Source organism: Pseudomonas sp. NPDC089530 (assembly GCF_050280705.1).
Classification (GTDB): domain Bacteria; phylum Pseudomonadota; class Gammaproteobacteria; order Pseudomonadales; family Pseudomonadaceae; genus Aquipseudomonas.
In genome coordinates this window covers 12,191-37,119 of sequence record NZ_JBNNVU010000015.1, presented here as the reverse complement: position 1 = coordinate 37,119, position 24,929 = coordinate 12,191, and the positions used below count along the sequence as shown (strand labels likewise).

Sequence of the window (24,929 nt, the reverse complement as noted above, 5' to 3'; positions counted from 1 at the left end):
TCCGTTGAATAGGTCGAGCAGCTATGATGATTCGCTACTGAATGGCGATAAATAAGCGCCTGGTACTTGGTCTTGTTACTGGGAGTATTGAATGATGGATCGTCTCACCAGCATGGAGGCCTTTGTCGCCGCCGCCGAAAGTGGCTCCTACGCCCGGGCGGCGACCCGCCTGGGGCTGTCGCCGCAAATGGTCGCCAAGCATGTGACGGCCCTGGAGCAGCGGTTGGGCGCGCGCCTGCTCAACCGCACCACGCGCCGGCAGAGCCTGACCGAGCTGGGCAGCGCCTACCTCGAACGCTGCAAGCACATCCTTGGCGAAGCCCGGGCCGCCGATTCGCTGGCGCAGATCATGCACGCCACGCCCCGGGGCAAGCTGCGGGTCAGCGCGCCGGTGACCTTCGGTTCCTACAGCCTGATGCCGTTCGTCACGGCGTTCTTGCGCGAGCATCCGGAGGTGGAGATCGACCTGCACCTCACCGATCGCTACATCGACCTGGTGGAGGAGGGCTACGAAGCGGCCTTTCGCATCGGGCCACTGGCCGACTCCAGCCTGACCGCCCGGCCGCTGGCACCTTATCGCCTGATCGCCTGCGCCGCTCCGGCCTATCTCGAGGCCCGGGGCACGCCACGGGTGCCGGCCGATCTCGAACAGCATGAATGCCTGGGGTACGCCTACTGGTCGCGGCCGGCGGACCGTCACTGGCAGTTCCACCGCGATGGCCAGATGCATGAGGTGCAGGTGCGCAGCCGTCTGCAGGTCAACGAGAGCCGGGCCCTGCTGTCGGCGGCTGTGGACGGCTTCGGCATCGTCCTGGGGCCGGCGGACTTTCTCGAGCCAGCACGGGCGGCGGGGGAGTTGGTGCCGTTGCTGCCCGGTTATGAAGCGCCGAGTCGCGCCATGCATCTGCTGTACCGCGCCGACCGGCAGATGACCGCCAAGTTGCGGCACTTCATCGATGCGGCGATCGCTCGGTTTGGCGCCCGAGCTTCCGCCGAAGATCCCCGGAGCGCTCTAGATCAAAGGTCTTGAGGTTGTAGCTTTTTTGTAAACAATACCGTTCGTCCGACGGATGGGTTTGGCAATCGCCTGCCCGTCAGTCATTCTGGGGACCTGGATGTCGTAATGCCACTATCGCATCCAGCCCGCCGCCTCCCCCCGAGTCTCCCTGCGAATAGGTTGTTTATTGTGATGATCGCGTTATCCCGGCCTGAGGTTGTGTATGCCCGATAAGGCGGTTGCCGAGGAACGGCGCCTGGCCGCCCTGCATGCCCTGGAGTTGCTGGACACCGCCAGTTGCGAGCATTTCGACCGGATCTGCCACATGGCGGCCGAGTACTTCAGGGTGCCCACCGCCTTGATCACCCTGGTGGACCGCGATCGTCAGTGGTTCAAGTCGCGGGTCGGCTTCGAGGCGTCGCAGACGCCGATCGACCAGTCGTTCTGTGCGTTCACCGTGCAGGGTCGCGACGTGCTGGAGGTGCGCAACGCGGCGCGCGATCCACGTTTTTGCAACAACCCGTTGGTGGCTCGCGAGCAGGGTATCCGTTTCTATGCCGGGGCACCGTTGCTGACTTCGTCCGGGTATGCGATCGGCTGCCTGTGCATCATCGACAAGTCCGAGCAGCAGCTGAGCATCGTCGAGCGCCAACAGTTGCGGGACATGGCGGCGATGGTCATGGAGCAGGTCGAGCAGCGTCAGCGCCAGCGGCGTCGCGACCCGGTCAGCGGCCTGTGCAATCGCGAGCAGTTCCAGATCGACCTGCGGGACCTGGCCGAACATCATTCCGGCGAAAAACGCGTGCTGGTGCTGATCGATGCCCTGGACATGCAGGTGGCCCACGAACTGACCCTGGCCCTGGGGCTGGCGCCTTTCGAGACGCTCATCCGTTTTCTCGCGCTGCGCCTGAAGGCGTACCTGGGGCGGCATGTGCGGGTCTACCAGGTGTCGGTCAAACGCTTCGGCTTTCTATTGCCGGCACCGACGCGGGGGCTCGATCAATTGCTCGACGCGTTGGTCAGCCGCTTGCGCCGCCAGCCGCCGGGGCTGGGGTTCCCCATGATCCCCACAGTCTGCGCCGGAACCGTGGCGTTCGAGATCGATCCGCAGGCGGTGGACGATGTGCTGCGCAAGGCCATGTTCGCCCTGGAACTGGCCATGGCCAGGCGCAGTTTCTGGGCCCATTACGATGCCGGGCGCGATCACGCCCAGCGCCGGGCGTTCAACCTGGCCTCGGACCTCAAGGATGCCTTGCGCACGGGGCAGATCTACCTGATGTTCCAGCCGCGCTTCGCCCTGCCCGATGGCGCCCAGGTCAGCGCCGAGGCCTTGCTGCGCTGGGAACATCCGTGGCTGGGGCCGATCTCGCCGGCCGAGTTCATTCCGGTGATGGAGCGCAACGGCCTGATCCATCACGTGACCCGTTGGGTCGTCGATACGGTGTTGAGCCAGTTGCGCACCTGGCACCTGCCCGAGAGCTGCAAGCTGTCGATCAATCTGTCGCCCAGGGACTTCGAAGACCAGGACATCGCCGAGGTCATCCGCTGCGCCTGCAAGCTGCATTGCATCGATCCGCGGCGGCTCGAGGTGGAAATCACCGAAGGCGAGTGGCTGCGCTCCAACCCCAAGGTGCTGGCGCAACTGACCCGCATCCGCGACCTGGGCATGGACGTGGCCATCGACGATTTCGGCAGCGGCTACAGCAACTTCGCCTACCTGCATCAGATTCCGGCCAACGTGGTGAAACTCGACAAATCGATGATCACCGACCTGGAACGCAACACCCAGCATCAGAAGATCACCCGGTCGATCATCAGCCTGGCCCGGGAATTGGGTTATCGCACCGTGGCCGAGGGCATCGAGAGTTTCAGATGCCTGCAGATGCTGCATGCGTTCGGCTGCGACGAGGCCCAGGGCTATTTCCTCGCCAGGCCGATGCTGCAGGAGCGGTTCCTGGCCTGGAGCGCCAGCAACCGTTTTCCGTTGCGGCCTTGTGTCCAGGGAACGCCTGCCGTCCACCCGGGGCAATGAAACGCCCACAAAAAAACCGGTCGCTGAGGACCGGTTTTTTGATTGCATCCCTCGTCGGCAGGGCCTGACGCGGGACTTGAATGAAGTGGAGCGGGTGAAGGGAATCGAACCCTCGTTATCAGCTTGGGAAGCTGGAGTAATGCCATTATACGACACCCGCTCGGAGCGGCTGACTTTGTACCAGAAGTACGCGCCGATTTGAAGTTTTTCTTTGCCGGGTCTGCATTTGCGGGTCGGCGAAGGGGCAGGCAGGCGCCCACTCCGTCAACGCGGTGACAGGGCGAAGAACGCCCGACTGTCTGTCGCGAGCTAGCGCGCTCCTGTGGCAGGGAGCGGTTTGCTCGCGATGACGTCACTTCAGATAGCCAGCGCATGAAGGCCTTGCAGGTAGTGATAACGCGGGCGGCTTTCATGCTGGGTCGGCTTGAGAAAACCCAGCAGCGCGTTGCGGCTGTCCCGGCAGGCGGCCTTGTGTTCCATGTCGAGGAAGTGCCCGGCGGCCTGGATGGTGGTGAAGGTCGAATGCCGCACATGGTTGCCGAACAGCTTGGCGTCGTTGGCGCAGGTGTATTCGTCCCATTCACCGTTCATGAACAGCACCGGTACGTCGATGTTCTTCGCCGCTTTGATGTAGCACTGCCGATCGCTGTTGAGCACATGGCTGATGTGGAAGTGCATCTGCCCGTATTCGTGTTCGGCCAGGCTGCTGACGTGGCGATAGTTGAAGCGCTTGAACAACGACGGCAGGTGCTTGCCGATGGTCTCGTTGACCAGGTGCCCGACCCGTTGGCGGTCCAGGTTGCCGAGGTAACCGACGCCGCGTTCCAGGTAGTCGCGCATCGGCTCGTTGATCACCGGCGAGAACGAACTGATCACCGCCTTTTCGATACGCCGCGGGCGGTGCGCCAGGGCGATCAGTGTCGGCGCGCTGCCCCAGGAAAAGGACATCACGTGCTCGGCGGCGAAGTGGTCGATCAGCTCCAGCAGGATTTGCCCCTCGATCTCCTTGGTGAGCATTTTCTCGTGCTTGTTGTGGGCTTTCGAACGACCGGCGTAAGGCTGGTCGTAGAGCACCACATTGAATTGCGGGTGCAGGTTTTTCACGGTCTGGGCAAATGACGCAGTGGTAGCCAGCGAGCCGTTGACCAGGATGATGGTCTTTTCTGCGGCATCTGCGCGATAGAACTCCGTGTAAACCCGATACTGACCTTGTATATCCAGCACAGCGATTTCTGGCCTCATGTCATAAGACTCCTGGCAAGCGGGTATGCGCGCATCCGAGGGTGCACGAGATTTGTGACAGGTAGGCATATGCCTGGAATCTTTTGGCCCATGTCGATCCGTGACAGCTGGTCGACGGGTGTTGTTATAGGCGGGCGATTTGCCGGAATGCAGGAATGAGCACAGGAGGCTCGAACGGCAAAAGATTTCTTAGAAGTATGTTCGTGACTCATCGGTCACATTTCGGCCGACGGACTGATTCAAGCAGGGAGTCGGCTGTCTCGCAAGTGCCGTTGGTAAATTGTTCTACAACTTCGGCTGAATGGTCATGGAGTCGTCGATGGCTTACAGCGGCTACCGAAATTGTCGGCGCTCAGATCCAGTGGATTTCTTCATCGCTCAGCGGCCGGTACTCGCCGGGCGCCAGGTTTGCATCGAGGGTCAGCGGCCCCATGCGTTCGCGGTGCAGGCGCAGCACCTTGTTGTCGAAGTGGCCGAACATGCGCTTGACCTGGTGATAACGCCCTTCGACGATGCTCAGCCGCGCGCACCGCGGGCCGAGAACCTGCAACTCGGCGGGCAGGGTGGTGAGGTCCTCGAAGGCGAAATACAGCCCCCGGGCGAAGGTCTCGGCGTATTCCGGGCCGATGTCCCGTTCGGTCTCGACGTAGTAGCGCTTCGGCAGCTTGGTCCGCGGCTGGGTCAGGCGCCGCGACCAGCTGCCGTCGTTGGTGAGGATCAGCAGGCCGGTGGTGTTGTAGTCCAGGCGTCCGGCGATATGCAGTTCGTGCTTGTCCGGTTCGTCCAGCAGATCGAGCACCGTGCGGTGTTCGGGATCGCGGGTGGCGCTGACGCAACCCATGGGTTTGTGCAGCATGAAATAACGCGGCGGCTTGCCGGCCTGCAGCACTTCGTCGTCGAGCTCGACCCGGCTGAATTCCCGGACCTCGGCATGGGGGTCGCCGACCACCTGGCCATCGATACGGATGCGCTTCTGCACCAGCAACAGGCGTACCTGCTGACGGTTGAAACGGGGCAGGTTACTGAGGAAGCGGTCAACGCGCATGGCTATCGGCAGTCGGGCAAAGGCCGCGCATCTTACGGGATCGGCCGGGCGGCCGCTTGCAGTTGCGCCTCGACCTGGGCGCAGCGCGGGCACAGGCAGGAGCGATCGCGCAGTTCCGGCGGCAGGGCCTGGAGCACCGCCGGGTCGATGCTCACGCCATAGCACCAGCAGGCCCGGTCGGCGGTGCGCGGGTCGGCCAGGGTGCAGTCGTTGCGGGCGCCGCAGGCGGGGCAGAGGTTGGGGCTGTTCATGGTCGGATCATTCATGGCTGGAGTGGGGCATTTCCACGCAGGTCCGGTTACGCCCGGTCTGCTTGGCACGATACAGCGCATGGTCGGCCCGTGACAGCAGGCTGTGCAAGGTGTCGTCGGCCTGCAGCGTGGTCAGGCCGATGCTGACGGTCAAGTGCAGGGTCTTGTCTTCATAGGCATAGCGTTGTCGTTCGATCAGCAGGCGGATCTTCTCGGCAATCTTCAGCGCCGTGGCGCTGTCGGTGTCCTTGAGCAGCACGATGAACTCTTCGCCGCCCCAACGGCAAACGATATCGGACTGCCGCAGGCAGCTCTGCAGGTGCCGGGCGAACCCGCTCAGCACCTGGTCGCCGGCGAGGTGGCCATGGGTGTCGTTGAGGCGCTTGAAGTGGTCCAGGTCCAGCAGCAGGGCGGTCAGCGGCTCGGGTTCACGCAGGGCCTCGTGCATGGCCTGGGCCGCCAGCAGGTCGAAGCCGCGGCGGTTGGGCAGGCCGGTGAGGCTGTCGAGGGTGGCCTGGGCTTCGATCCTGCGCTGGTAGCGCCCGATCACGCGATTGAGCAGGACCAGCACGATCAGGGTGATGACCAGGCAGATCAGCAGGTTGAGGTACAGCGAGCGGCGGATGTCGCCCAGGGCGCTGTCTTCGCGCTTGTCGACGAACAGGTACCAGTTCAGCTCGGGAATGAAGCGCACGTTGAGAAAGTGCCGCTGGCCCCGGTCGCCGTATTCGTAGTCGCCGCTGTGGGGCTCGGCCAGCCTGGCCTCCAGGTCGTGCAGGGTGGCCAGTTCGCGCACCGGCTGGCCGACCCGGGCGCCCTGCGGGCCGCCTTCGGCCCCGGTGAGGACGATCCGGCCCTGGGTGTCGACGAAATACACACTGCGCTGATAACGCTGCTGGTAGCGGTCGATCAGCTTGACCACCGCGTCCACGCTCAGGCCGACACCGGCGACGCCGATGAAGTTGTTCTGGTAGTCGTAGACTTTGTAGTTGATGAAAAACGTCAGGTTGTTCTGGTTGGCCTGGTCCGGATCGACATTGATCTCGTACGGGGCGGCCATGTCGCGTACGCGGAAATACCAGACGTCGCGGGGGGTATCGGGGGCGATTTTTCTCAGCACGCCCGTGGCGTGGTAGTAGGTCAGGGTGCTGTTGGAGACGAAGAAGGCGGTGTAGGCGCCGTAGTGGGTCATCACCTCGTTGAGGTAACGGGTCATCTGCCCGGGGTCGCGTTCGCCGCCCACCACCCAGTCGCGCATGAAGGTATCGCGGGCCATCATCGAGGAAATCAGGATCGGCCGTACCAGGTCTTTCTGGATCTCCGAATACACGGTGTCGGAGGTCAGCGGCAGTTCGGTGTTGACGATGTTGTCGCGGATCGAGGTGCGCGAGACGTAATAGCTGAGAAACGAGGTGGCCAGGAAACCGCAGCCCAGCAGTGCGATGAGCGTGACGAGCAACGAGCGTCGCGAATACAGGGGGGAACTCAGCGGCATGGCGACTCCGTGGCAGTGACCCGTTGCAAGCATTCTAGTGTCGGCGCCGCTGAATAGCTGCGTCATTTACCCAGGAACGATACGGCGCCCGAGGCAGGCTTTTCATGACCGCTGTCCCTGGCGATCGGCGGGTGAAAGAGGGGCATTTACCGGCTGCATTCCGCCTGCGGATTTGCCGTCGCCCAACCCTCTGCAGGGGGCGTGGCCGATCGACCCTCGATGGGCTGGAGACCTTTGAATACGGGCCTTTCATGGATCCAAAATCCCTCGTGGCGACTTGTATCAAGGTGTAACAGAAAACGCACCGGAACGGGTTTTCGCGGTCAGATATTTCGTCAGCCAGAACATCCTTGGCTGCCGCCGGCCAGCGTCGCTGGCATGGCTCTTCTGCGGTCCAGGAGGCCGCCATGTATCGTCGAATTCTGCTCACTGCGTTCCTGGGGCTGGCTCTTTCTGCCTGCGTTCCCTACTACGAGGACGGTTACTACAGCTCTGAGGTCTATACGACACCGGCGCCGGTCTACTACGGCGGCTCCTACTATTCTTCCGGGCGCGGCTATTACTACGCACCGCGTTATTACCAGCCAGCGCCTCGCTACTATCAACCAACGCCTCGCTACTACCAGCCCAAGTCCTATCAACCCAGGTACTACGAGCCCAAGTACTACCAGCATCAGTACCAGATGGCACCGCGTTACTATCAGACGGCGCCGCAGACCCGTGGCTGGGACGGCCATCGCCAGGGCTGGGGCAACGATGATCGGCGCTACGACGGTCGCCGTGACCATGATGGCTGGCGTGGCGGTCGAGACGGGGGCGATCGCGGGCACGACGATCACCGCCGTGACCGTAACGACCGCTGATTGGCGGACCACCCACAAGCGGCGCCTGGAGCGCCGCTTTTTCATGTCGTTGCTTCAGAACTCCGACAGGTCCGCCAAGGGGTGACGGCCTTCCCAGGCCTTGTGGAAATGCGCCTCCACCACGGCATCGGGGACGCTGTTGATGTCTGGCCAGTGCCAGTGGGGTTTGTGGTCCTTGTCGATCAGGCGTGCCCGCACCCCTTCACTGAATTCCGGATGCCGGCAGCAGTTCAGGCTCAGGGTGTATTCCATCTGAAACACCTGCGCCAGGGACAGGTACCGGGCCCGGCGGATCTGTTCCCAGACCAGGCAGGCGGTCAGCGGGCAGCCCGCGTTGAGGGTCTTCGCCGCTCGGGCCAGCAGGGTATCCGGGTGATCGTGCAACTGGCTGATGGCCCGCCAGGCACCGCGTACGTCGCTGACATCCAGCCACTCGTCGATCCGCTGGCGCCGTGGCAGCCACTGGGCCTCGGGCATGTACTCCAGGGCCTCCTGCTGCAGGGCCTTGAGCAGGCTGTTGAGCTGCATCGATGTCTGTTCCTGCCAGTTGAGTTGCAACAGCCCGTCGATCAGCGCTTCTTGCTGGTCGTCCCGCAGGAAGCGGTCGGCCAGGTCCAGGTCGATGGCGTCGCGGCCGTTCATATGGGCGCCGGTCAGGCCGAGGAACAGCCCGAGCTTGCCCGGCAGGCGCGAGAGGAACCAACTGGCGCCGACATCCGGGTACAGGCCGATGCTGATCTCCGGCATCGCCAGGCGGGTGCTCGGCGTGACGATGCGGATGCTGGCGCCCTGCAGCAGGCCCATGCCGCCGCCGAGCACATAGCCGTGGCCCCAGCAGATCAGCGGTTTCGGGTAGGTGTGCAGGTGGTAGTCGAGACGGTATTCCGCGGCGAAGAACTGCGCGGCCAGCGGTGGCACTTCGCCGCGGTGCTCCAGGCAGGCCTGGACCAGGCTGCGCACTTCGCCGCCGGCGCAAAAGGCCTTGGCGCCCTTGCCGCGCAACAGCACGCAGACCACCTGCGGGTCCTTGGCCCAGGCTGCCAGCCGGTCGCTCAGCAGGTGGATCATCGGCAGGGACAGGGCATTGAGGGAGGGTTCGGCATCCAGGCTGGCGATACCGATGCGCGCGCCGTCGGTGCCGGTGAGTTCTTCGAAGTGCAGATTCATCGTGACCTCGATCGGGAATTTGAGCGTTCAGTATGATCGTTGTAGGCGAAAGTGCTGGTTCTGCGTCAGATCAATTGACAAGCGTGGTGGGCTTTCCTAGGGTGCGCCCATTGATTTTTCCGGGTGCAACCATGACCGCTGACGACCGTATCAAACTCGAACCGAGCTGGAAGCAGGCCCTGCGTGCCGAATTCGATCAGCCTTACATGGCGGAGTTGCGCGAGTTCCTGCGCCAGGAATATGCCGCCGGCAAGGAGATCTACCCGCCGGGCCCGCTGATCTTCAATGCGCTGAATTCGACACCGCTGGACAAGGTCAAGGTGGTGATCCTCGGCCAGGACCCTTACCACGGTCCGGGCCAGGCCCACGGCTTGTGCTTCTCGGTGCAGCCGGGCGTACCGGCGCCGCCGTCTTTGGTGAACATTTATAAAGAGCTCAAGCGCGACCTGAACATCGACATCCCCAACCACGGTTACCTGCAGAGCTGGGCCGACCAGGGCGTGCTGATGCTCAACACCACCATGACCGTGCAGCGGGCCAACGCCGCGTCCCACGCAGGGAAGGGCTGGCAGTACTTCACCGACCGGATCATCGAAGTGGTGAGCCAGCACCAGCCGCACCTGGTGTTCCTGCTGTGGGGTTCCCATGCCCAGAGCAAGCAGAAGCTGATCGACACCACCAAGCACCTGGTGCTGACCTCGGTCCACCCGTCGCCCCTGTCGGCTTATCGCGGCTTTATCGGCTGCGGGCATTTCAGCCGCGCCAACAAGTACCTCGAGCAGAACGGCGAAGCGCCGATCGAATGGCGCTTGCCGCCAGTCTGAGAGGGTGTTGAGGCCCTATCGCGGGCAAGCCTCGCTCCTACAGAAGCACGCGTTGCAGGAGCGAGGCTTGCCCGCGATAAAGGCACCTCGGTCGATCAGACCGAATCCGCTGGTCGGTTCCAACGCCGGAACAACGGCTCGGCCAGAAACAGCACGAACAGCAAACGCATCACTTGCATCGCCGTCACCAGCGGCACCGACAGTTGCAGGGTCTCGGCCGTCAGGCTCATTTCCGCGATGCCGCCGGGCATCATGCCCAACGTCAGCGAACGCAGGTCCAGGTGGGTCAGGGCGCTCAGGGCCACGGCCGCGAGGCTGGCGATCAGCATGGTCAGCGCCGTGCCGATCAAGGTGCGGCCCATGAACGATGGGGCGCGGCGGAAGAACTGGCGATTGAAGTGGCAGCCCAGGCCGCTGCCGATCAGCCACTGGCCGATCTGGCTGCCGCCGTCCGGCAGGCCAATCTGCAGGTCCCAGCCGATACTGACCGCGGCGCTGACCAGCAGCGGCCCGAACAGCCAGGGGTTGGGCTGGCGCAGACGCTGCCAGATCCAGGCGAGCAGGGCGCCCGCCGGAAACAACAGGGCCAGCCAGCGCCAATCGACGCTGGCCGGATGCAATTGCGGCACGCCTTCACCGAGCAGGTACTTGAAGGCCGCCGGTACACACAGGACCACCACCAGCACCCGCAGGCTCTGTCCGGCCGCGACCCGGCTGAGCACCGCGCCGTTGCGGGCGCCGAGGTTGACCATCTCGCCGGAGCCGCCCGGCATGCTGGAGAAGAACGCGGTGGCCCGGTCCTCGCCGGTGCGCCGCAGCAGCCAGACCCCGACCACGCTGGACAGGCTGGTGACCAGCGCGCCGAAGAAGATCAGGCCGAAGTGGCCCATGACCTGCTCCATCACCAGTGGGGTGAAGTGCAGGCCGATACCGATGCCGACTACCCATTGCCCACATTTGCGGCCGCCGGGGATTTCCGCCAGTTGCCAGGGCGTCAGGCAGCGCACCAGGATGATCGCCAGCAACGAGCCGACCATCCACGGCAGCGGCCAGCCGACCTGGCTGGCGAGGTAACCGCCAACCAGGCCGACCAGGGGCGTGCCCCACCACTGTTTGAAGGTGACCTCAGACATCGGCCACGGTGCGTTGCGGGGCCGAGCGCTTGCGCCAGATGCGCAGCAGCGGTACCAGGAGCATGACGGCGACCAGAGCCCAGACCCCGAGGGTGATCGAGCTGGACCAGAGGATGTCCAGTGCACCGTTGGAGATCGACAGGGCGCGCCGCAGGTTCTGCTCCATCAGCCCGCCGAGAATGAAGCCCAGCAGCACCGGCGACAGCGGGAAATCCAGCTTGCGCAGGATGTAGCCGAAGATGCCGATGCCGACCATCAGGAACAGGTCGAAGGTGGTGGCGTGCACCGCGTAGACGCCGATCGCGGTGATGATCGCGATCATCGGCACCAGGGCCCAGTTCGGCACGGCGAGGATGCGGGTGAAGACGCGGATCATCGGGATGTTGAGGATCACCAGCATGACGTTGGCGATGAACAACGAAGCGATCAGGCCCCAGACGATATCCGGCTGTTGCTGGAACAGCAGCGGGCCCGGGGTGATGTTGTACAGCGACAGGGCGCCGATCATCACTGCGGTGGTGCCCGAACCCGGAACGCCGAGGGTCAGCATCGGCACCAGCGCGCCGCAGGCCTCGGCACCGATGGCGGTTTCCGGGGCGGCGAGGCCACGCTTGTCGCCCTGGCCGAATTTACCGCTGGGGCCGGCGATGCGTTTCTCGGTCATGTAGGCCACGGCGCTGGCCAGGGTGGCACCGGCACCGGGCAGTACGCCCATGACAAAACCCAGCACGCCGCAGCGCAGGTTCACCACGAACACCGAGGCGGCTTCCTTGAAGTTGAACAGCATCCGCCCGGTGGCCTTGAAGGCTTCCTGGCCGCGGTGGGTCTTTTCCAGCAGCAACAGGATTTCGCTGACGGAGAACAGGCCCAGCACCAGCACTACGAACTGAATGCCGTCGGTGAGGTGGATGTTATCCCCGGTGAAGCGGTACACGCCGCTGTTGGCGTCGATGCCGACGGTCGACAGGAACAGCCCGATCAGCGCCGCGATAAAGGTCTTGATCGGCCTGTCGCCGGCCATGCCGCCGAGGCAGACAATGGCGAACACCATCAGCACGAAGTATTCCGCCGGGCCGAAGGCGATCGCCCATTTCGCCAGGATCGGTGCGAACACCACCATGCCGCAGGTGGCGATCAGGGCACCGATGAACGAGCTCCAGGCCGACAGCGACAGGGCCACCCCGGCCAGCCCCTGGCGGGCCATCGGGTAGCCGTCGAGGGTGGTCATCACGGTGGAGGCTTCACCGGGGATGTTCAGCAGGATCGAGCTGATCCGGCCGCCGTATTCGCAACCCAGGTACACCGCCGCCAGCAGGATCAGCGCCGATTCCGGCGGCAGGCCGAGGGCGAAGGCGATCGGGATCAGCAGCGCGACCCCGTTGATCGGCCCGAGCCCTGGCAGCAGGCCGACGATAGTGCCGATCAGGGTGCCGCTGAGGGCGGTGACCAGGTTGTACGGGGTCAGGGCGACGCCGAAACCGTGGCTCAAGTAACCGAGAGTATCCATTTCAGTTCTCCAGAACGTCGAGCAAGCCCAGGGGCAGCGGAACGTCCATGACTTTGTCGAACAGCAGGTACAGGCCGATGCTCATCAAGCCGATGATGACGGCGCTTGGCAGCCAGCGTCCGCCGTACAGGCGCGCCATCGGAATGCCGATCAGGATGCTGCTGAGAATGAAGCCCAGGGGTTCGAAGAGACCGGCGAAGACCAGCAGCAACAGCACGCAGCGGCCGATCTTGTTGAGGGTCTCGCGGTCCAGCGGCGGTTCGTCTTCGCTGTGCTTGATGGGCGAGGGACGGAACAGCATGTAGACCAGCGCCAGGCCCATCAGCCCCAGCATCAGCAGGGGAAAGGCACGCGGTCCGATCGGTTCGTAGGAAAACGGTGCCTGGTACGGCCAGGCCATCAGCATCAGGCCGACGCACGCCAGCAGCAGCACCGAGGCGAAAATGCGTTGTACGAGCATGAGAGACTCCTGGGCCCCGCCCCCGCGATAGGGGCAGGACCACTAGACAGGGGCGATTACTGGATCAGGCCGAACTCTCGGGCCAGGGTCTTGTAGTCGGCCACCTGTTTCTTCACGTAGGCGTCCAGTTCCGGGCCGGTCATGGCGAAGGGGAAGAGCTCGCGCTGGTCGCGCAGCTTGGCGAACTCCTCGGAAGCCAGCAGCTTGTCGAAGGCCGCTTTCCACCAGGCGTAGTCTTCGTCGCTGACTTTCGGCCCGAGGTAGAAGCCGCGCACCACTGGCCAGACGATGTCGTAGCCCTGCTCCTTGGCGGTGGGGATGTCCTTCATTTCCGGTTCGTCGAGGCGTTTTTCGGCAAACACCGCCAGCAGGCGCATGTCGCCGCTCTGGATGTGCGGCATGGAGTCGGAGATGTCGGTACTGCCGACCTGGATATGCCCGCCCAGCAGCGCGGTGGCGATTTCGCCGCCGCCTTCCAGGGCCACGTAGCGCAGGTCGCGCGGGTTGATCCCGGCGGCCTTGGCGATCAGCGCGGTCTGCATCCAGTCCTGGCTGCCGACGGTGCCGCCGGAGCCGATCACCACCGAGCTCGGGTCTTTTTTCAGCGCCTTGACCAGGTCGTCGAGGGTCTTGTACGGGGAGTCGCTCTTCACCGCGATGGCGCCGTAGCTGGTGCCGACCGCGGCCAGCCAGCGCACCGCGCTTTCATCGAAACGGCCGAACTTGCCCTGGGCCAGGTTCAGCAGCGAACCGCTGGACCAGGCCACCAGCGTGCCGGCGTCGGCCGGACGCTGGGCCACCACGGCGTTGTAGGCCACGGCGCCGACGCCGCCGGGCATGTAGGTCACGCGCATCGGTTTGGTCAGCAACTTTTCGTTGACCAGCGCGCTTTGCGCCAGTTTGCAGGTCAGGTCGAAACCGCCGCCGGGGGAGGCCGGGGCGATGCATTCCGGGCGCTTGGGTTCGGCGCTGGCAGCGAACAGTTGACCGGCGAACAGCACACAGCCGGCGGCGAGGGCCAATTTACGCAGTGATGGGTTCATGCTTGTCTCCACAGGAGTTGTTGTTGTGTATTGCATGCCTGGACCTCCGGCGGGCATCCGCGCCCGCGAAGGTCCACCGATCGGTTACCAGAGCGCCAGGCTGTAGCTCACCAGCAGGCGCACTTCATCCGCGTCGCGCGCCGAATAGTTGGAGCGGTAGGTGGCGTTGCGCAGGCGCACCGCGACGTCCTTGAAGGTGCCGCTTTGCACCACGTACTTGATCTCGGTGTTGCGTTCCCATTCCTTGCCGGTGTCGCCGTTTTTCAGGGCGATGTTGTCACCGCTCAGGTAGCGGGTCATGAAGGTCAGGCCGGGGATGCCGAGCTTGCCGAAGTCATAGTCGTAGCGGGCTTGCCAGGAGCGTTCTTCGGCGCCAGCGAAGTCGTTGATCTGCACGAAGTTGACCAGGTACGGGTCGGCCCCGTCGACATAGGGGAAAGCACTGTCGCCGGACATGTGCTGATAGCCGGCGCTGAGTTTATGCCCGTTCAGGGCGTAGCTCACCAGGCCGTTGAGGGATTTGTTGTCGATCTTGCCGCCACGGGCCTGGCCTTGGTCGTCGCTGACGGCGAAGCGCAGGTCGCTGGCGAAGGTGCCCGGGCCCAGCGCCTGGGACGTGAGCAGGCCGAAGAAGTGCTGGTTGTAGACCTCGGCGAGCTGGGCGAAGTGGTAGCTGCCGGTGATCTTGTCGGTGAACTTGTAGTCCAGGCCGCCGAAGTCGAAGTGCTTGCCGGCGACGGTGCCGGCGAAGCGGCTGTTCTTGTTGTTGAGGGCGATGTCCTCGAAGTCGGTGCTGTCGCGATCCTTGGCTTTCTCCAGGCGGCCGCCGGTGAAGGTCAGGTTCTTGATTTCCTTGGAGGTCAGCAGGCCGCCCTCGAAGGTCTGCGGCAGGATGCGCCCGTCGTTGGGCTTGAGGATCGGCAGTTCGGGGATCAGGCTGCCGATCTTCAGTTCGGTGGCGGAGACCTTCACTTTGCCGGTCAGGCCGAGTTTGGAGTACTCGTCGGCGGCGCGCCCGTTGTCGTGGGTCGGCAGCAGGCCGGTGCCGGTGCGGTCGGGGCTGGAGTCGAGCTTGATGCCGAGCATGCCCAGGGCGTCGACGCCGAAGCCCACGGTGCCGTCGGTGTAGCCCGATTGCAGGTTGAGCATGAAGCCCTGGGCCCATTCGTCGCGCTTGGATTGCTGGGCACTGGTGCCGCTGCGGAAGTCGCGATTGAAGTACATGTTGCGGGTTTCGAGGGTGGCGCTGCTGTCTTCGAAGAAGGCGGCCTGGCTGATCGGCGAGAAGCCGGCGAGGGCGGCGGCACTGGCGAGGGCGGTGTGGCTCAGACGGGAAAAACGAACAGGCTGGCGGGCCTGAGGCTGCATGGACAGCATCGTGTTGTACTCCGTTTATTGTTCTTATTGGCGAAAACGCTTCGAGGCGTTTTTCGGGGCGCTACCGGGAGGCAGCCACGGAAGTCGAAACAATCCGTAACAGGACTCTAAAGGGACAACCTTTCGCTAACCTTTCAGCAGACTTTCACGGTTTTCGGGCTTCACAGCGGCGGTCACGGCGGTAAACTCCGCGGCACTAAAAAGTGCCGTCGATCCCTGAACGAGGTAGGAAATCCATGCGCGTGCTTCTCGTCGAAGACCATCTGCAGCTGGCTGAAAGTGTCGCCCAGGCGCTCAAGAGCACCGGTTTGACCGTGGATGTGCTGCACGATGGCGTCGCCGCGGACCTGGCCCTGGGCAGCGAGGACTACGCCATGGCGATCCTCGATGTGGGCCTGCCGCGCCTGGATGGTTTCGAGGTGCTGGCGCGCCTGCGCGCCCGGGGCAAGAACCTGCCGGTGCTGATGCTGACCGCGCGCAGCGATGTGAAGGACCGGGTCCACGGTCTTAACCTGGGGGCGGACGACTACCTGGCCAAGCCTTTCGAACTGACCGAGTTGGAAGCGCGGGTCAAGGCCCTGCTGCGGCGCAGCGTGCTCGGCGGCGAGCGGGTGCAGCGCTGCGGCGTGCTGGCCTACGACCTGGATACCCGGCGCTTCACCCTCGGTGAAGAGCTGCTGACCCTGACCTCCCGCGAGCAGGCGGTGCTCGAGGCACTGATCGCCCGGCCGGGGCGGGTCATGAGCAAGGAGCAACTGGCGTCCCAGGTGTTCGGCCTGGACGAAGAGGCCAGCCCGGACGCTATCGAGATCTATGTCCATCGCTTGCGCAAGAAGCTCGACGGCCAGCCGGTGGCCATCGTGACCTTCCGCGGCCTCGGCTACCTGCTGGAAAGCCGCGATGCATAGGCCCAGCAGTCTGCGCTGGCGCCTGCTGTGGAACCTGGCGCTGCTGCTGGTGGTACTGATGCTGGCCAGCGGCCTGAGCGCCTACTGGAACGGCCGCGAGGCGGCGGACACCGCTTACGACCGGACCCTGCTGGCCTCGGCCCGGACCATCGCCGCCGGCTTGTCCCAGCGCGACGGCAGCCTCAGCGCCAATGTGCCCTATGTCGCCCTCGATACCTTCGCCTACGACAGTGCCGGGCGGATCTATTACCAGGTCAACGACATCCACCAGCAGCTGATTTCCGGTTACGAAAACCTTCCCGGCCCGCCGCCGGGCACGCCGCGCACCGACGATTATCCGGCATTGGCGCGCTTCTACGACGCCACCTACCAGGGGCAGAACGTGCGGGTGGTGAGCCTGCTCAAGGCGGTCAGCGAGCCGAACATGAACGGCATGGCGGAGATCCGCGTGGCCGAGACCGACGAGGCGCGGGTCAGCATGGCGCGCAGCCTGATGGCCGACACCTTGCTGCGCCTGGGGATGCTGGCCATCGGTGCCTTGTTGCTGGTGTGGTTCGCGGTCAGTGCCGCGCTGCGTCCGCTGGAGCGTCTGCGTGGCGCGGTGGAAGAGCGTCAGCCAGACGACTTGCGGCCATTGCCGCTGGTCGAGGTGCAGCGCGAGCTGTGGCCGTTGGTGCGGGCGCTCAATCACTTCACCGAGCGTCTGCGCGGGCAGTTCGAGCGTCAGGCGCAGTTCATCGCCGATGCCGCTCACGAACTGCGTACCCCGCTGGCGGCGCTCAAGGCGCGTCTGGAACTGGGACTGCGTTCCTCTGAGCCCGAGACCTGGCGCACCACGCTGGAAAGCGCTGCCCAGGGCACCGACCGCCTGACCCACCTGGCCAATCAGTTGCTGTCCCTGGCGCGGATCGAAAACGGTGCCCGGGCGATTGCCGAGGGCGGGGCGCAGTTGCTCGATCTCAGCCAGCTGGCCCGTGAATTGGGCATGGCCATGGCGCCATTGGCCCACGCCCGGGGCATCGCCCTGGCCCTGGAAGCGGACGAACCGGTCTGGCTACGGGGCGAACCGACGCTCTTGAACGAACTGTTGAGCAACCTGGTGGACAACGCCCTGGCCCACACCAAACCGGGGGGCAACGTGATCCTGCGGGTCAGTGCCCCGGCGGTACTGGAAGTGGAGGACGACGGTCCGGGTATTCCCCTGGAGGACCGCGACCGGGTATTCGAGCGCTTCTATCGGCGCAACCCCCATGTCGCCGGTTCCGGCCTGGGCCTGGCGATCGTCGGCGAAATCTGCCGCGCCCACCTGGCGCAGATCAGCCTGCACGACGGTGCGCAGGCAGGGCTGAAGGTGCGGGTGAGTTTCAACGCGGGTTAGCGGCTGGCCGCGCAGGCGAGGGTGTTCAGTAGAACATCGACTGCGATTCGGCCAGATCGCCGCACATCACCTTGTTTTCAGGGTCGATGCCGAGCTTTTTGAAAGCCGGCACGCTGAGGGCGTCGATTCTTGCCAGTGGGTGATCGCTGTCCTTGTGGCAGTAGAGGGTTGCGACCTGCACCAGGTCGACGTAATCCAGGCTGTCGGACTGGCGCTTGAAGTCCAGGTACTGCCCCGGCAATTTGGCCAGTTGTTCTGGAAACTCCCAGACCTGCAGCAGCTTGTCCCCCAGCAACGGGTGGATGCGCTCGATCACATGGTTGAGGCTGACGGGGTCGGACAGCAGCTCATAGTGATCTTCCGCGTAGGTCAGGATCGGCAGCACGCCGATCTGATGCACCAGCCCGCCGAGGGCCGCCTGATCGGGTTTCAACTGGGTGTGGCTGCGGCACAGGGCATAGCTGACCCCGGCCACTTCCAGGCTTTTGCGCCAGACGTCGTGCATTTTCTGCGCCACCACCTCCGAGCGGGCATGGAAAATCTGCTCCATGACCAGGCCGATGGCCAGGTTGCTGCTGTAGTTGACGCCCAGCCGGGTAATCGCGGTATGCAGGTCGGTGACTTCCTGGGTGGCGCGCAGCAGCGGGCTGTTGACCACTTTGATCAGTCGCGCCGACAGCGCCGTATCGCGGCCAATCACTTTACTCAGGGTGCTGACACTGATTTCCGGATCTTCAGCGGCCCGGCGAATCTGCATGGCCACTTCCGGTAACGTTGGCAGAACCAGGTCATCGTTATCGATGGCCTCAACCAAATCCTGTTGGACCTTATCCGCCAGCTCACTCATTTCTGTTCTCTAGGGTATTGCAGGAAGTTGCTGCGCTCAGCGCTGGATTTCCCGATCGCGATCCAGCTGGTAAGGCAGGTCCAGCAGCTGCAGCCCGGGACCTTCGAGCGCGCCAAGATGGAGGTTGCCATCCTCCACTGCTTCGGCTTGCAGTACGGCCAGGAGTTCAATGTTCTGTTCGGCCCGGGCGGCGATCACCACCTCGCCGATGGAACTGCCGTGGGTCGGGGAGAACAGCGCGGTGCCGGGTTCCGGCAGCTCATCGGCGTCCAGGGCCACACGGTAGAGGCGACGTTTGAGTTTGCCCAGGTATTGCATGCGCGCGACGATTTCCTGGCCGGTGTAGCAGCCTTTCTTGAAGCTGACGCCGCCGATGGCCTGCAGATTGAGCATTTGCGGAATGAACAGCTCGCGGGTCTGCGGCATGACCTGGCCGATGCCGGCGCGGATCTGGCCCAGCAGCCACTGGTTGAGGTCGCCTTCGGGCAGTTGCGCGGCCAGCGTCCGGTGCAGGCTTTCAGCCCGGTCTGCCGCTACCCAGAGTTCGGCCCGATCCGCTGAAACGCGAATGGCGATCAGGCCGTCGTTACGCGCGACGGCGCCATCTTCCGCCGGCAGTTCCAGGCCCAGGCCGGTCAGCAGCGCATTGGCGTGGCTCAGACCGAAGCGCGCCCACAGGGCAGTTTCGTCGCCGAGCTTGGCCTTGGAGAACACCGCGTATTTTTTCAGGTCCGCCAGTTGCGGCTCCAGCAGCTCGGTGGCCATGGCCAGCAGGCAGCCGTCGCCTTCGAGCAGGATGCGAAAACTCGATTGCATGCGGCCTTTCTGGGTGCAACGGGCACCCAGGCTGGATTGGCTGTCGCTGAGGTAATTGAGGTTGCAGGTCAGCTGGCCCTGAAGGAACTTGCCGGCATCGGGGCCGCGAACGGCGAGAACGCCTTCGTGGGACAGGGCGCAGAAAAAAGCGGAATCAGCCATGGGTCATCGCAGGGTAAAAAGTCTGGCGAACATCATAAGGTGACGCCCTCGAAATGGGTAGTTCACAAAGGATGGGTGGTGCGCGACCAAAGCCGACTGTTCTGGGGACCGCCGGGCTGTATACTTGCGCTCTATTTGAGGAGCGCTCCATGGTCGAAGATGTTGAACTGAACCGTCTCTACTGGCACAGCCGCCGCGGCATGCTGGAACTGGACGTGTTGCTGGTGCCATTCGTGAAGGAAGTCTATCCGCACTTGAACGCTGTCGATCGCGCCTGCTACGTCAGGCTGCTCGAATGCGAAGATCAGGACATGTTCGGCTGGTTCATGGAACGCTCCGAATCCTCGGATCCCGAGCTGCAGCGCATGGTGCGCATGATCCTGGACCGTGTTCAGCCCAAGTAACACCTTCGAATGCCGCTGGCAGCCTTCCAGGCATTTGCTGGCGGCCTATCTCCTGGCCCAGTTGTTCGCCCTGGGCGCCTTGCTGATGCTCGACATTCCGCCCTGGGCTCGTCTGCTCGGGGGGCTGGTGTGCCTGGGCCACGGCGCCTGGGCGCTGCCACGGCAGATTCTGCTGAGTCACCCTTCGGCCTTCAGTGGTCTGCGTCGCGATGCCGATGGCTGGCAGCTATGGCGCGCCGGGCAGGGCTGGCAGCCGGTGCAGCTGCGCCCTGACAGCCTGGCCTTGCCCATGCTGGTGGTGCTGCGTTTTCGCCTGCCGGGTGAGCGCTGGGTGAGGTCGGTCTGCGTGCCGCGGGATGCGCAGGCGGCCGATGTGCATCGGCGCCTGCGCGTGCGGCTCAAGTTCAGCCGCCGTAGGTGGGCGGCACCAGGATAGTGTCCAGGGCTTCGGGCAGCAGGTCCGGGTAGTCGAGGGTGTAATGCAGGCCCCGGCTTTCCTTGCGTTCCATGGCGGAACGAATCATCAGTTCGGCCACCTGGGCCAGGTTGCGCAGCTCGATCAGGTCGCGGCTGACCTTGTAGTTGCTGTAGAACTCATCGATTTCGTCCAGCAGTAGGCGCACCCGGTGCTCAGCCCGTTGCAGGCGCTTGTTGGTGCGCACGATACCCACATAGTCCCACATGAATCGCCGTAGTTCGTCCCAGTTGTGCGCAATGATCACGTCCTCGTCGGAGTCGGTGACCTGGCTGGCGTCCCAGGCAGGCAGGGCGATCGGGATGGCGATCTGCGGCAGTTGCTGGAGGATGTCGGCGGCCGCGGAACGGGCGTAGACGAAGCACTCCAGCAGCGAGTTGCTGGCCATGCGGTTGGCGCCGTGCAGGCCGGTGAAGCTGGTTTCGCCGATGGCATACAGGCCTGGCACGTCGGTGCGGCCCTGCTGGTCGACCATTACCCCGCCGCAGGTGTAGTGCGCGGCCGGTACCACCGGGATCGGCTGCTTGGTGATGTCGATGGAAAATTCCAGGCAGCGCTCGTACACGGTCGGGAAGTGGCTCTTGATGAAGGCTTCCGGCTTGTGGCTGATGTCCAGGTACACGCAGTCGATACCCAGGCGCTTCATTTCATGGTCGATGGCCCGGGCGACGATATCCCGGGGCGCCAGTTCGGCCCGCGGGTCGAAACGTGGCATGAAGCGTTCGCCGTTGGGCAGCTTCAGCAGGGCGCCTTCGCCACGCAGGGCTTCGGTGATCAGGAAACTTTTGGCCTGGGGATGGTAGAGGCAGGTCGGGTGGAACTGATTGAACTCCAGGTTGGCCACCCGGCACCCCGAACGCCAGGCCATGGCGATGCCATCGCCACAGGCGCCATCGGGGTTGCTGGTATAGAGGTAGACCTTGGCGGCGCCGCCGGAAGCGAGGATGACGAAGCGAGCGCCGTAGGTATCGACTTCGCCGGTGGCGCGATTGAGCACATAGGCGCCCAGGCAGCGATCGCCCTCCAGGCCGAGGCGCTTTTCGGTGATCAGGTCGACGGCGACCCGTTGGTCCAGCAGTTCGATATTCGAGCGCTGCCGGGCCTGATTCAGCAAGGTCTTGAAGATGGCCGCGCCGGTGGCGTCGGCGGCATGGATGATGCGGCGATGACTGTGGCCGCCTTCTCGGGTCAGGTGAAACTCGAAACCGCCGTCGTCATTGCCCGATTGTTCGTCCCGGGTGAAGGGGACGCCTTGATCGATCAGCCATTGAATCGCCTCGCGGCTATGCTCGACGGTAAACCGTACCGCCTCTTCATGGCACAGGCCGCCCCCGGCATTGAGGGTGTCGTCGACGTGGGATTCGACGGTGTCGGTGTCGTCCAGCACAGCCGCGACGCCACCCTGAGCCCAATAGGTCGAGCCATTGGCGAGGTCGCCCTTGCTCAATATGGCAATGCGCAGATGGCCGGGTAAGGTCAGCGCCAGGCTCAAACCGGCAGCGCCGCTGCCAATCACCAGAACATCGTGTTGAAACTGTTGGCTCATGTGGAGATTCCGCTCAAAAGCGACCCGGGTCGGGGTTGGCGCGAGACGCCTGGATCGGCGAGTCAAGGCAGCCATGCAGCCCACTAGTATATAGAGGGGGGGATCGGCACAATAGCCGGGCCTTCGTGGCATTATGAAATTATGGGTGCGGGAAAGGCGGTTTTCCGAGGCCGTGGCGGATGCTTCGATTTATCCGTCAAGTCGGCGAACTGGCGACTGTATCGAAGATGTAGCGACCTTTTTCTCTTCATGGTTACACAATGTTCGCTCTGCACGACTATAAAGATTGGGAACTTTTGGTACGGCCCCAAACTCAATAGAAGGTTGCCTGACAGAAGGGACAGCGTCGGTTTCATGCATGATTTGTGTCGCAGTCATGCAGCTCGATTCGACGACAGGATTATTCGCGCAGCCGGCCTCGCCCGTGCTGCGTTTTTCGTGCGTGCCAAAGTCAGAGCCCGCAGGAAACTTGCTTGGAGGGGGAGAACTTTTGCGAAAAGCCCGAGTCTATGTTTGCAAGCCTGATCGTTTAGTTATGCAAGCCTTCTCCGAGCTTATCGAGGAGTGTTCATGCTAACCCAGGAAGAGGATCAGCAGCTGGTCGAGCGCGTTCAGCGTGGCGACAAGCGAGCGTTCGATCTGCTAGTGCTGAAATACCAGCACAAAATTCTCGGGTTGATCGTGCGTTTCGTGCACGACACCCATGAAGCCCAGGATGTTGCACAGGAAGCCTTTATCAAGGCTTACCGCGCGCTTGGTAATTTCCGCGGCGACAGTGCGTTTTATACGTGGCTGTACCGTATCGCCATCAACACGGCGAAGAACTATCTGGTTTCACGCGGCCGCCGGCCGCCGGATAGCGATGTCAGTTCCGAGGATGCGGAGTTCTACGATGGCGATCATGGCCTCAAGGATCTCGAATCGCCGGAGCGTGTATTGCTGCGGGATGAGATCGAAGGCACCGTCCATCGAACCATTCAGCAACTGCCGGAAGATTTGCGTACGGCTTTAACTTTACGTGAATTCGATGGTCTGAGTTACGAGGACATTGCGAGCGTCATGCAGTGTCCGGTGGGTACCGTGCGCTCCCGGATTTTCCGCGCCCGGGAGGCCATCGATAAAGCCCTGCAGCCGTTGTTGCAGGAAACCTGAGACAGCGGCGACAGCCAAGAGAGGAACCGCCATGAGTCGTGAAGCCCTGCAGGAATCGCTGTCCGCGGTGATGGATAACGAAGCGGACGAACTGGAATTGCGTCGGGTATTGAATGCCGTCGACGAAGTGGAAACCCGCGAGACCTGGGCCCGTTACCAGATTGCCCGTGCGGCCATGCACAAAGAGTTGCTGCTTCCGCGTCTGGATATCGCCGCGGCCGTTTCTGCTGCGCTGGCTGACGAAGCTGTACCGGCCAAACCTGCTCGTAGCCCATGGCGCAGCCTGGGTCGCCTGGCCGTTGCCGCATCGGTGACCGTTGCCGTGTTGGCGGGGGTTCGTCTGTACAATCAGGACGAGATCGCTGGCGTCGAGCTGGCACAGCAATCGAACCAGCCAACCCTGGCTGCTCCTCAAGTAAAAGGCCCAGCTGTATTGGCCGGCTACAATGAGAGTTCGGAAGCCACGGGTCCTATGGCCAATGGTGTATTGCAAGGTCAGCCAGGCTGGCACGATCAGCGTCTGCCAAGCTACTTGCGTCAGCATGCTCAACAAGCTGCACTGAAGGGCACGGAAAGCGCTCTGCCTTATGCTCGTGCGGCGAGCCTGGAAAACCGTTAAGGAGGATCATGCGCGCCATCCCTCTACTCTCGCTCCTGCTCAGTGGCTGGTTCATCGTTCCAGCTCACGCCGACGAAGCTCAGGACTGGTTGAAGCGTCTTGGGCAAGCGGAACAGCAGCAAAGCTTCCAGGGTACTTTCGTCTACGAGCGTAACGGTAGTTTTTCTACCCATAACATCTGGCATCGCGTCCAGGATGGTCAGGTCCGTGAGCGGCTGATTCAGCTCGACGGTTCCGCTCAAGAGGTGGTGCGTATCGATGGGCGTACCCAATGTGTCAGCGGTACGCTGGTGGCCGGTCTGGGGGATGCCCCCAACTCTTCGGCCCACTCCCTCGATCCAGAAAAGCTCAAGAATTGGTACGACCTTGCCGTCATCGGCAAGTCACGTGTGGCGGGGCGTGCGGCGGTCATTATTGCCCTGACCCCGCGCGACCAGCACCGTTATGGTTTTGAATTGCATCTGGACCGCGAGACGGGTCTGCCGCTGAAATCGTTGCTGTTGAACGATAAGGGGCAGTTGCTCGAGCGCTTCCAGTTCACTCGCCTGGATACCGCGGATGTGCCGCGCGATAGCGAGTTGCAGGCCAGCGCCGAATGCAAGGCCGTCGCTCTCGACAGCGACAAGGCTTCCGCGGTGAAGGCCGCGCAGACCTGGCATTCGGACTGGCTGCCGCCAGGTTTCGAGCTGACCAGCAGCAGTGCGCGCAAGGATCCCGAGACCAAGACGATGGTCAACAGTCTGATGTATGACGACGGTCTGGCCCGCTTCTCGGTATTCCTCGAACCGCTCAATGGCGCGACGGTGACCGACACCCGCACCCAGTTGGGCCCGACCGTGGCGGTATCTCGGCGTCTGACTACCCCCGAAGGCGAAATGATGGTGACGGTGGTGGGTGAGATACCTATCGGCACCGCCGAGCGGATTGCCTTGTCGATGCGTACCGACGCCACTGCGCCCAAGGCGCAGTGAGGAGTGCTCTCCGGGCGTTCTTCATCGAGCGTTAATGTTGGTTGTGTAAGAGGTCTGCAATACCGGCTCTGCAATCGAGATACTTAAATGTTCGGTGAAGATTTTCATTTGCAAAACCCCCTGTTTTTTCTTATAGGTCAGAACCACTAGGTTCTGGCCTTGTCGTTTCCGGAACAAAAGTACTGCATGAGTCGCTCGGTATTTCTTGTTCCCTA

General features: G+C 63.3%; 24 protein-coding genes and 1 tRNA gene. 11 read left to right on the top strand and 14 right to left on the bottom strand.

Annotation, left to right across the window (positions count from 1 at the left end; genetic code table 11):
• The first annotated feature begins 94 nt into the window (after window positions 1-94).
• On the top strand, window positions 95-1,030 hold the full coding sequence (locus ACQKQA_RS08675) for a LysR family transcriptional regulator (protein WP_427555715.1): 936 nt from the start codon (window positions 95-97) through the stop codon (window positions 1,028-1,030).
• 190 nt (window positions 1,031-1,220) lie between these two features.
• Window positions 1,221-3,029, top strand: a complete 1,809-nt coding sequence (locus ACQKQA_RS08670; RefSeq protein WP_427555554.1) for an EAL domain-containing protein — start codon at window positions 1,221-1,223, stop codon at window positions 3,027-3,029.
• 86 nt (window positions 3,030-3,115) lie between these two features.
• On the opposite strand, the gene ACQKQA_RS08665 is transcribed toward ACQKQA_RS08670, so the two are convergent.
• From ACQKQA_RS08665 to ACQKQA_RS08645, 5 genes are all read right to left on the bottom strand, one after another.
• Window positions 3,116-3,189: transfer RNA gene (locus ACQKQA_RS08665), tRNA-Gly, on the bottom strand.
• A 197-nt stretch (window positions 3,190-3,386) separates the two neighbouring features.
• A complete protein-coding gene (locus tag ACQKQA_RS08660) occupies window positions 3,387-4,271 on the bottom strand; it encodes an alpha/beta fold hydrolase (RefSeq protein ID WP_427555552.1) in 885 nt (294 codons plus the stop codon).
• A 352-nt stretch (window positions 4,272-4,623) separates the two neighbouring features.
• Entirely contained in the window at window positions 4,624-5,316 is a 693-nt protein-coding gene (locus ACQKQA_RS08655) for a pseudouridine synthase (RefSeq protein WP_427555550.1), read from the bottom strand.
• A gap of 32 nt (window positions 5,317-5,348) precedes the next feature.
• Entirely contained in the window at window positions 5,349-5,567 is a 219-nt protein-coding gene (locus tag ACQKQA_RS08650; protein ID WP_427555546.1) for a cysteine-rich CWC family protein, read from the bottom strand.
• Between the two features lie 7 nt (window positions 5,568-5,574).
• On the bottom strand, window positions 5,575-7,062 hold the full coding sequence (locus tag ACQKQA_RS08645; protein WP_427555544.1) for a sensor domain-containing diguanylate cyclase: 1,488 nt from the start codon (window positions 7,060-7,062) through the stop codon (window positions 5,575-5,577).
• Window positions 7,063-7,469: 407 nt separating this feature from the next.
• Between ACQKQA_RS08645 and ACQKQA_RS08640 the strand changes: the two genes are divergently transcribed.
• Window positions 7,470-7,925: a hypothetical protein gene (locus ACQKQA_RS08640; protein WP_427555541.1), complete on the top strand. Its 456-nt coding sequence runs from the start codon at window positions 7,470-7,472 to the stop codon at window positions 7,923-7,925.
• Window positions 7,926-7,979: 54 nt separating this feature from the next.
• Here ACQKQA_RS08640 and ACQKQA_RS08635 read toward each other — a convergent pair whose 3' ends face one another.
• On the bottom strand, window positions 7,980-9,092 hold the full coding sequence (locus ACQKQA_RS08635) for an enoyl-CoA hydratase/isomerase family protein (RefSeq protein ID WP_427555538.1): 1,113 nt from the start codon (window positions 9,090-9,092) through the stop codon (window positions 7,980-7,982).
• 131 nt (window positions 9,093-9,223) lie between these two features.
• On the opposite strand from ACQKQA_RS08635, the gene ung reads away from it, so the two are divergent.
• The gene (gene ung / locus ACQKQA_RS08630) at window positions 9,224-9,916 is read left to right on the top strand and encodes a uracil-DNA glycosylase (protein WP_427555536.1); all 693 of its coding nucleotides are present in this window, start codon (window positions 9,224-9,226) and stop codon (window positions 9,914-9,916) included.
• 95 nt (window positions 9,917-10,011) lie between these two features.
• Here the strand turns inward: ung and ACQKQA_RS08625 are convergent, their stop codons facing one another.
• From ACQKQA_RS08625 to ACQKQA_RS08605, 5 genes are all read right to left on the bottom strand, one after another.
• On the bottom strand, window positions 10,012-11,049 hold the full coding sequence (locus tag ACQKQA_RS08625) for an AbrB family transcriptional regulator (RefSeq protein WP_427555534.1): 1,038 nt from the start codon (window positions 11,047-11,049) through the stop codon (window positions 10,012-10,014).
• A complete protein-coding gene (locus ACQKQA_RS08620; protein ID WP_427555532.1) occupies window positions 11,042-12,556 on the bottom strand; it encodes a tripartite tricarboxylate transporter permease in 1,515 nt (504 codons plus the stop codon). Before ACQKQA_RS08620 ends, ACQKQA_RS08625 begins: the two co-directional genes overlap by 8 nt.
• A 1-nt stretch (window position 12,557) precedes the next feature.
• The gene (locus ACQKQA_RS08615) at window positions 12,558-13,016 is read right to left on the bottom strand and encodes a tripartite tricarboxylate transporter TctB family protein (RefSeq protein WP_427555529.1); all 459 of its coding nucleotides are present in this window, start codon (window positions 13,014-13,016) and stop codon (window positions 12,558-12,560) included.
• A gap of 56 nt (window positions 13,017-13,072) precedes the next feature.
• Window positions 13,073-14,059: a Bug family tripartite tricarboxylate transporter substrate binding protein gene (locus ACQKQA_RS08610; protein ID WP_427555527.1), complete on the bottom strand. Its 987-nt coding sequence runs from the start codon at window positions 14,057-14,059 to the stop codon at window positions 13,073-13,075.
• Between the two features lie 84 nt (window positions 14,060-14,143).
• Window positions 14,144-15,436, bottom strand: a complete 1,293-nt coding sequence (locus tag ACQKQA_RS08605; RefSeq protein ID WP_427555524.1) for an OprD family porin — start codon at window positions 15,434-15,436, stop codon at window positions 14,144-14,146.
• A 236-nt stretch (window positions 15,437-15,672) separates the two neighbouring features.
• On the opposite strand from ACQKQA_RS08605, the gene ACQKQA_RS08600 reads away from it, so the two are divergent.
• The gene (locus ACQKQA_RS08600; protein WP_009042580.1) at window positions 15,673-16,344 is read left to right on the top strand and encodes a response regulator; all 672 of its coding nucleotides are present in this window, start codon (window positions 15,673-15,675) and stop codon (window positions 16,342-16,344) included.
• Window positions 16,337-17,722, top strand: coding sequence for a sensor histidine kinase (locus ACQKQA_RS08595; RefSeq protein ID WP_427555520.1), 1,386 nt, complete (start codon window positions 16,337-16,339; stop codon window positions 17,720-17,722). Before ACQKQA_RS08600 ends, ACQKQA_RS08595 begins: the two co-directional genes overlap by 8 nt.
• Window positions 17,723-17,747: 25 nt before the next feature.
• On the opposite strand, the gene ACQKQA_RS08590 is transcribed toward ACQKQA_RS08595, so the two are convergent.
• Together ACQKQA_RS08590 and ACQKQA_RS08585 are read right to left on the bottom strand one after the other, a co-directional pair.
• Complete coding sequence (locus ACQKQA_RS08590; RefSeq protein WP_427555517.1) at window positions 17,748-18,569, bottom strand: HDOD domain-containing protein; 822 nt, start codon at window positions 18,567-18,569, stop codon at window positions 17,748-17,750.
• Window positions 18,570-18,605: 36 nt separating this feature from the next.
• Complete coding sequence (locus ACQKQA_RS08585; RefSeq protein WP_427555514.1) at window positions 18,606-19,547, bottom strand: YgfZ/GcvT domain-containing protein; 942 nt, start codon at window positions 19,545-19,547, stop codon at window positions 18,606-18,608.
• Between the two features lie 149 nt (window positions 19,548-19,696).
• On the opposite strand from ACQKQA_RS08585, the gene ACQKQA_RS08580 reads away from it, so the two are divergent.
• Both ACQKQA_RS08580 and ACQKQA_RS08575 read left to right on the top strand, forming a co-directional pair.
• Window positions 19,697-19,951: a succinate dehydrogenase assembly factor 2 gene (locus ACQKQA_RS08580; RefSeq protein ID WP_427555512.1), complete on the top strand. Its 255-nt coding sequence runs from the start codon at window positions 19,697-19,699 to the stop codon at window positions 19,949-19,951.
• Complete coding sequence (locus ACQKQA_RS08575) at window positions 19,935-20,387, top strand: protein YgfX (RefSeq protein ID WP_427555509.1); 453 nt, start codon at window positions 19,935-19,937, stop codon at window positions 20,385-20,387. Before ACQKQA_RS08580 ends, ACQKQA_RS08575 begins: the two co-directional genes overlap by 17 nt.
• Here the strand turns inward: ACQKQA_RS08575 and nadB are convergent.
• Complete coding sequence (nadB, locus tag ACQKQA_RS08570) at window positions 20,356-21,972, bottom strand: L-aspartate oxidase (RefSeq protein WP_427555506.1); 1,617 nt, start codon at window positions 21,970-21,972, stop codon at window positions 20,356-20,358. The genes ACQKQA_RS08575 and nadB overlap by 32 nt on opposite strands.
• 570 nt (window positions 21,973-22,542) lie before the next feature.
• Between nadB and rpoE the strand changes: the two genes are divergently transcribed.
• Genes rpoE through ACQKQA_RS08555 form a run of 3 tightly spaced genes read left to right on the top strand, consistent with a single transcriptional unit; the run spans window position 22,543 to window position 24,714 of the window.
• Window positions 22,543-23,124 (top strand): RNA polymerase sigma factor RpoE, encoded by a 582-nt coding sequence (gene rpoE / locus ACQKQA_RS08565; protein ID WP_427555503.1) that lies wholly within the window; start codon window positions 22,543-22,545, stop codon window positions 23,122-23,124.
• 31 nt (window positions 23,125-23,155) lie between these two features.
• Entirely contained in the window at window positions 23,156-23,743 is a 588-nt protein-coding gene (locus ACQKQA_RS08560; protein WP_427555500.1) for a sigma-E factor negative regulatory protein, read from the top strand.
• Between the two features lie 8 nt (window positions 23,744-23,751).
• Window positions 23,752-24,714 (top strand): MucB/RseB C-terminal domain-containing protein, encoded by a 963-nt coding sequence (locus tag ACQKQA_RS08555; protein ID WP_427555497.1) that lies wholly within the window; start codon window positions 23,752-23,754, stop codon window positions 24,712-24,714.
• Window positions 24,715-24,929: the final 215 nt, after the last annotated feature.

Coding starts and splice junctions, on each gene's coding strand:
- ACQKQA_RS08600 (WP_009042580.1), top strand. CDS start 15,673: ATGCGCGTGCTTCTCGTCGAAGACCATCTGCAGCTGGCTGAAAGTGTC.
- ACQKQA_RS08605 (WP_427555524.1), bottom strand. CDS start 15,436: ATGCTGTCCATGCAGCCTCAGGCCCGCCAGCCTGTTCGTTTTTCCCGT.
- ACQKQA_RS08610 (WP_427555527.1), bottom strand. CDS start 14,059: ATGAACCCATCACTGCGTAAATTGGCCCTCGCCGCCGGCTGTGTGCTG.
- ACQKQA_RS08645 (WP_427555544.1), bottom strand. CDS start 7,062: ATGCCGCTGAGTTCCCCCCTGTATTCGCGACGCTCGTTGCTCGTCACG.
- ACQKQA_RS08560 (WP_427555500.1), top strand. CDS start 23,156: ATGAGTCGTGAAGCCCTGCAGGAATCGCTGTCCGCGGTGATGGATAAC.
- rpoE (WP_427555503.1), top strand. CDS start 22,543: ATGCTAACCCAGGAAGAGGATCAGCAGCTGGTCGAGCGCGTTCAGCGT.
- ACQKQA_RS08660 (WP_427555552.1), bottom strand. CDS start 4,271: ATGAGGCCAGAAATCGCTGTGCTGGATATACAAGGTCAGTATCGGGTT.
- ACQKQA_RS08615 (WP_427555529.1), bottom strand. CDS start 13,016: ATGCTCGTACAACGCATTTTCGCCTCGGTGCTGCTGCTGGCGTGCGTC.
- ACQKQA_RS08670 (WP_427555554.1), top strand. CDS start 1,221: ATGCCCGATAAGGCGGTTGCCGAGGAACGGCGCCTGGCCGCCCTGCAT.
- ACQKQA_RS08585 (WP_427555514.1), bottom strand. CDS start 19,547: ATGGCTGATTCCGCTTTTTTCTGCGCCCTGTCCCACGAAGGCGTTCTC.
- ACQKQA_RS08625 (WP_427555534.1), bottom strand. CDS start 11,049: ATGTCTGAGGTCACCTTCAAACAGTGGTGGGGCACGCCCCTGGTCGGC.
- ACQKQA_RS08635 (WP_427555538.1), bottom strand. CDS start 9,092: ATGAATCTGCACTTCGAAGAACTCACCGGCACCGACGGCGCGCGCATC.
- ACQKQA_RS08555 (WP_427555497.1), top strand. CDS start 23,752: ATGCGCGCCATCCCTCTACTCTCGCTCCTGCTCAGTGGCTGGTTCATC.
- ACQKQA_RS08620 (WP_427555532.1), bottom strand. CDS start 12,556: ATGGATACTCTCGGTTACTTGAGCCACGGTTTCGGCGTCGCCCTGACC.
- ACQKQA_RS08655 (WP_427555550.1), bottom strand. CDS start 5,316: ATGCGCGTTGACCGCTTCCTCAGTAACCTGCCCCGTTTCAACCGTCAG.
- ACQKQA_RS08675 (WP_427555715.1), top strand. CDS start 95: ATGGATCGTCTCACCAGCATGGAGGCCTTTGTCGCCGCCGCCGAAAGT.
- nadB (WP_427555506.1), bottom strand. CDS start 21,972: ATGAGCCAACAGTTTCAACACGATGTTCTGGTGATTGGCAGCGGCGCT.
- ACQKQA_RS08650 (WP_427555546.1), bottom strand. CDS start 5,567: ATGAACAGCCCCAACCTCTGCCCCGCCTGCGGCGCCCGCAACGACTGC.
- ung (WP_427555536.1), top strand. CDS start 9,224: ATGACCGCTGACGACCGTATCAAACTCGAACCGAGCTGGAAGCAGGCC.
- ACQKQA_RS08640 (WP_427555541.1), top strand. CDS start 7,470: ATGTATCGTCGAATTCTGCTCACTGCGTTCCTGGGGCTGGCTCTTTCT.
- ACQKQA_RS08580 (WP_427555512.1), top strand. CDS start 19,697: ATGGTCGAAGATGTTGAACTGAACCGTCTCTACTGGCACAGCCGCCGC.
- ACQKQA_RS08595 (WP_427555520.1), top strand. CDS start 16,337: ATGCATAGGCCCAGCAGTCTGCGCTGGCGCCTGCTGTGGAACCTGGCG.
- ACQKQA_RS08590 (WP_427555517.1), bottom strand. CDS start 18,569: ATGAGTGAGCTGGCGGATAAGGTCCAACAGGATTTGGTTGAGGCCATC.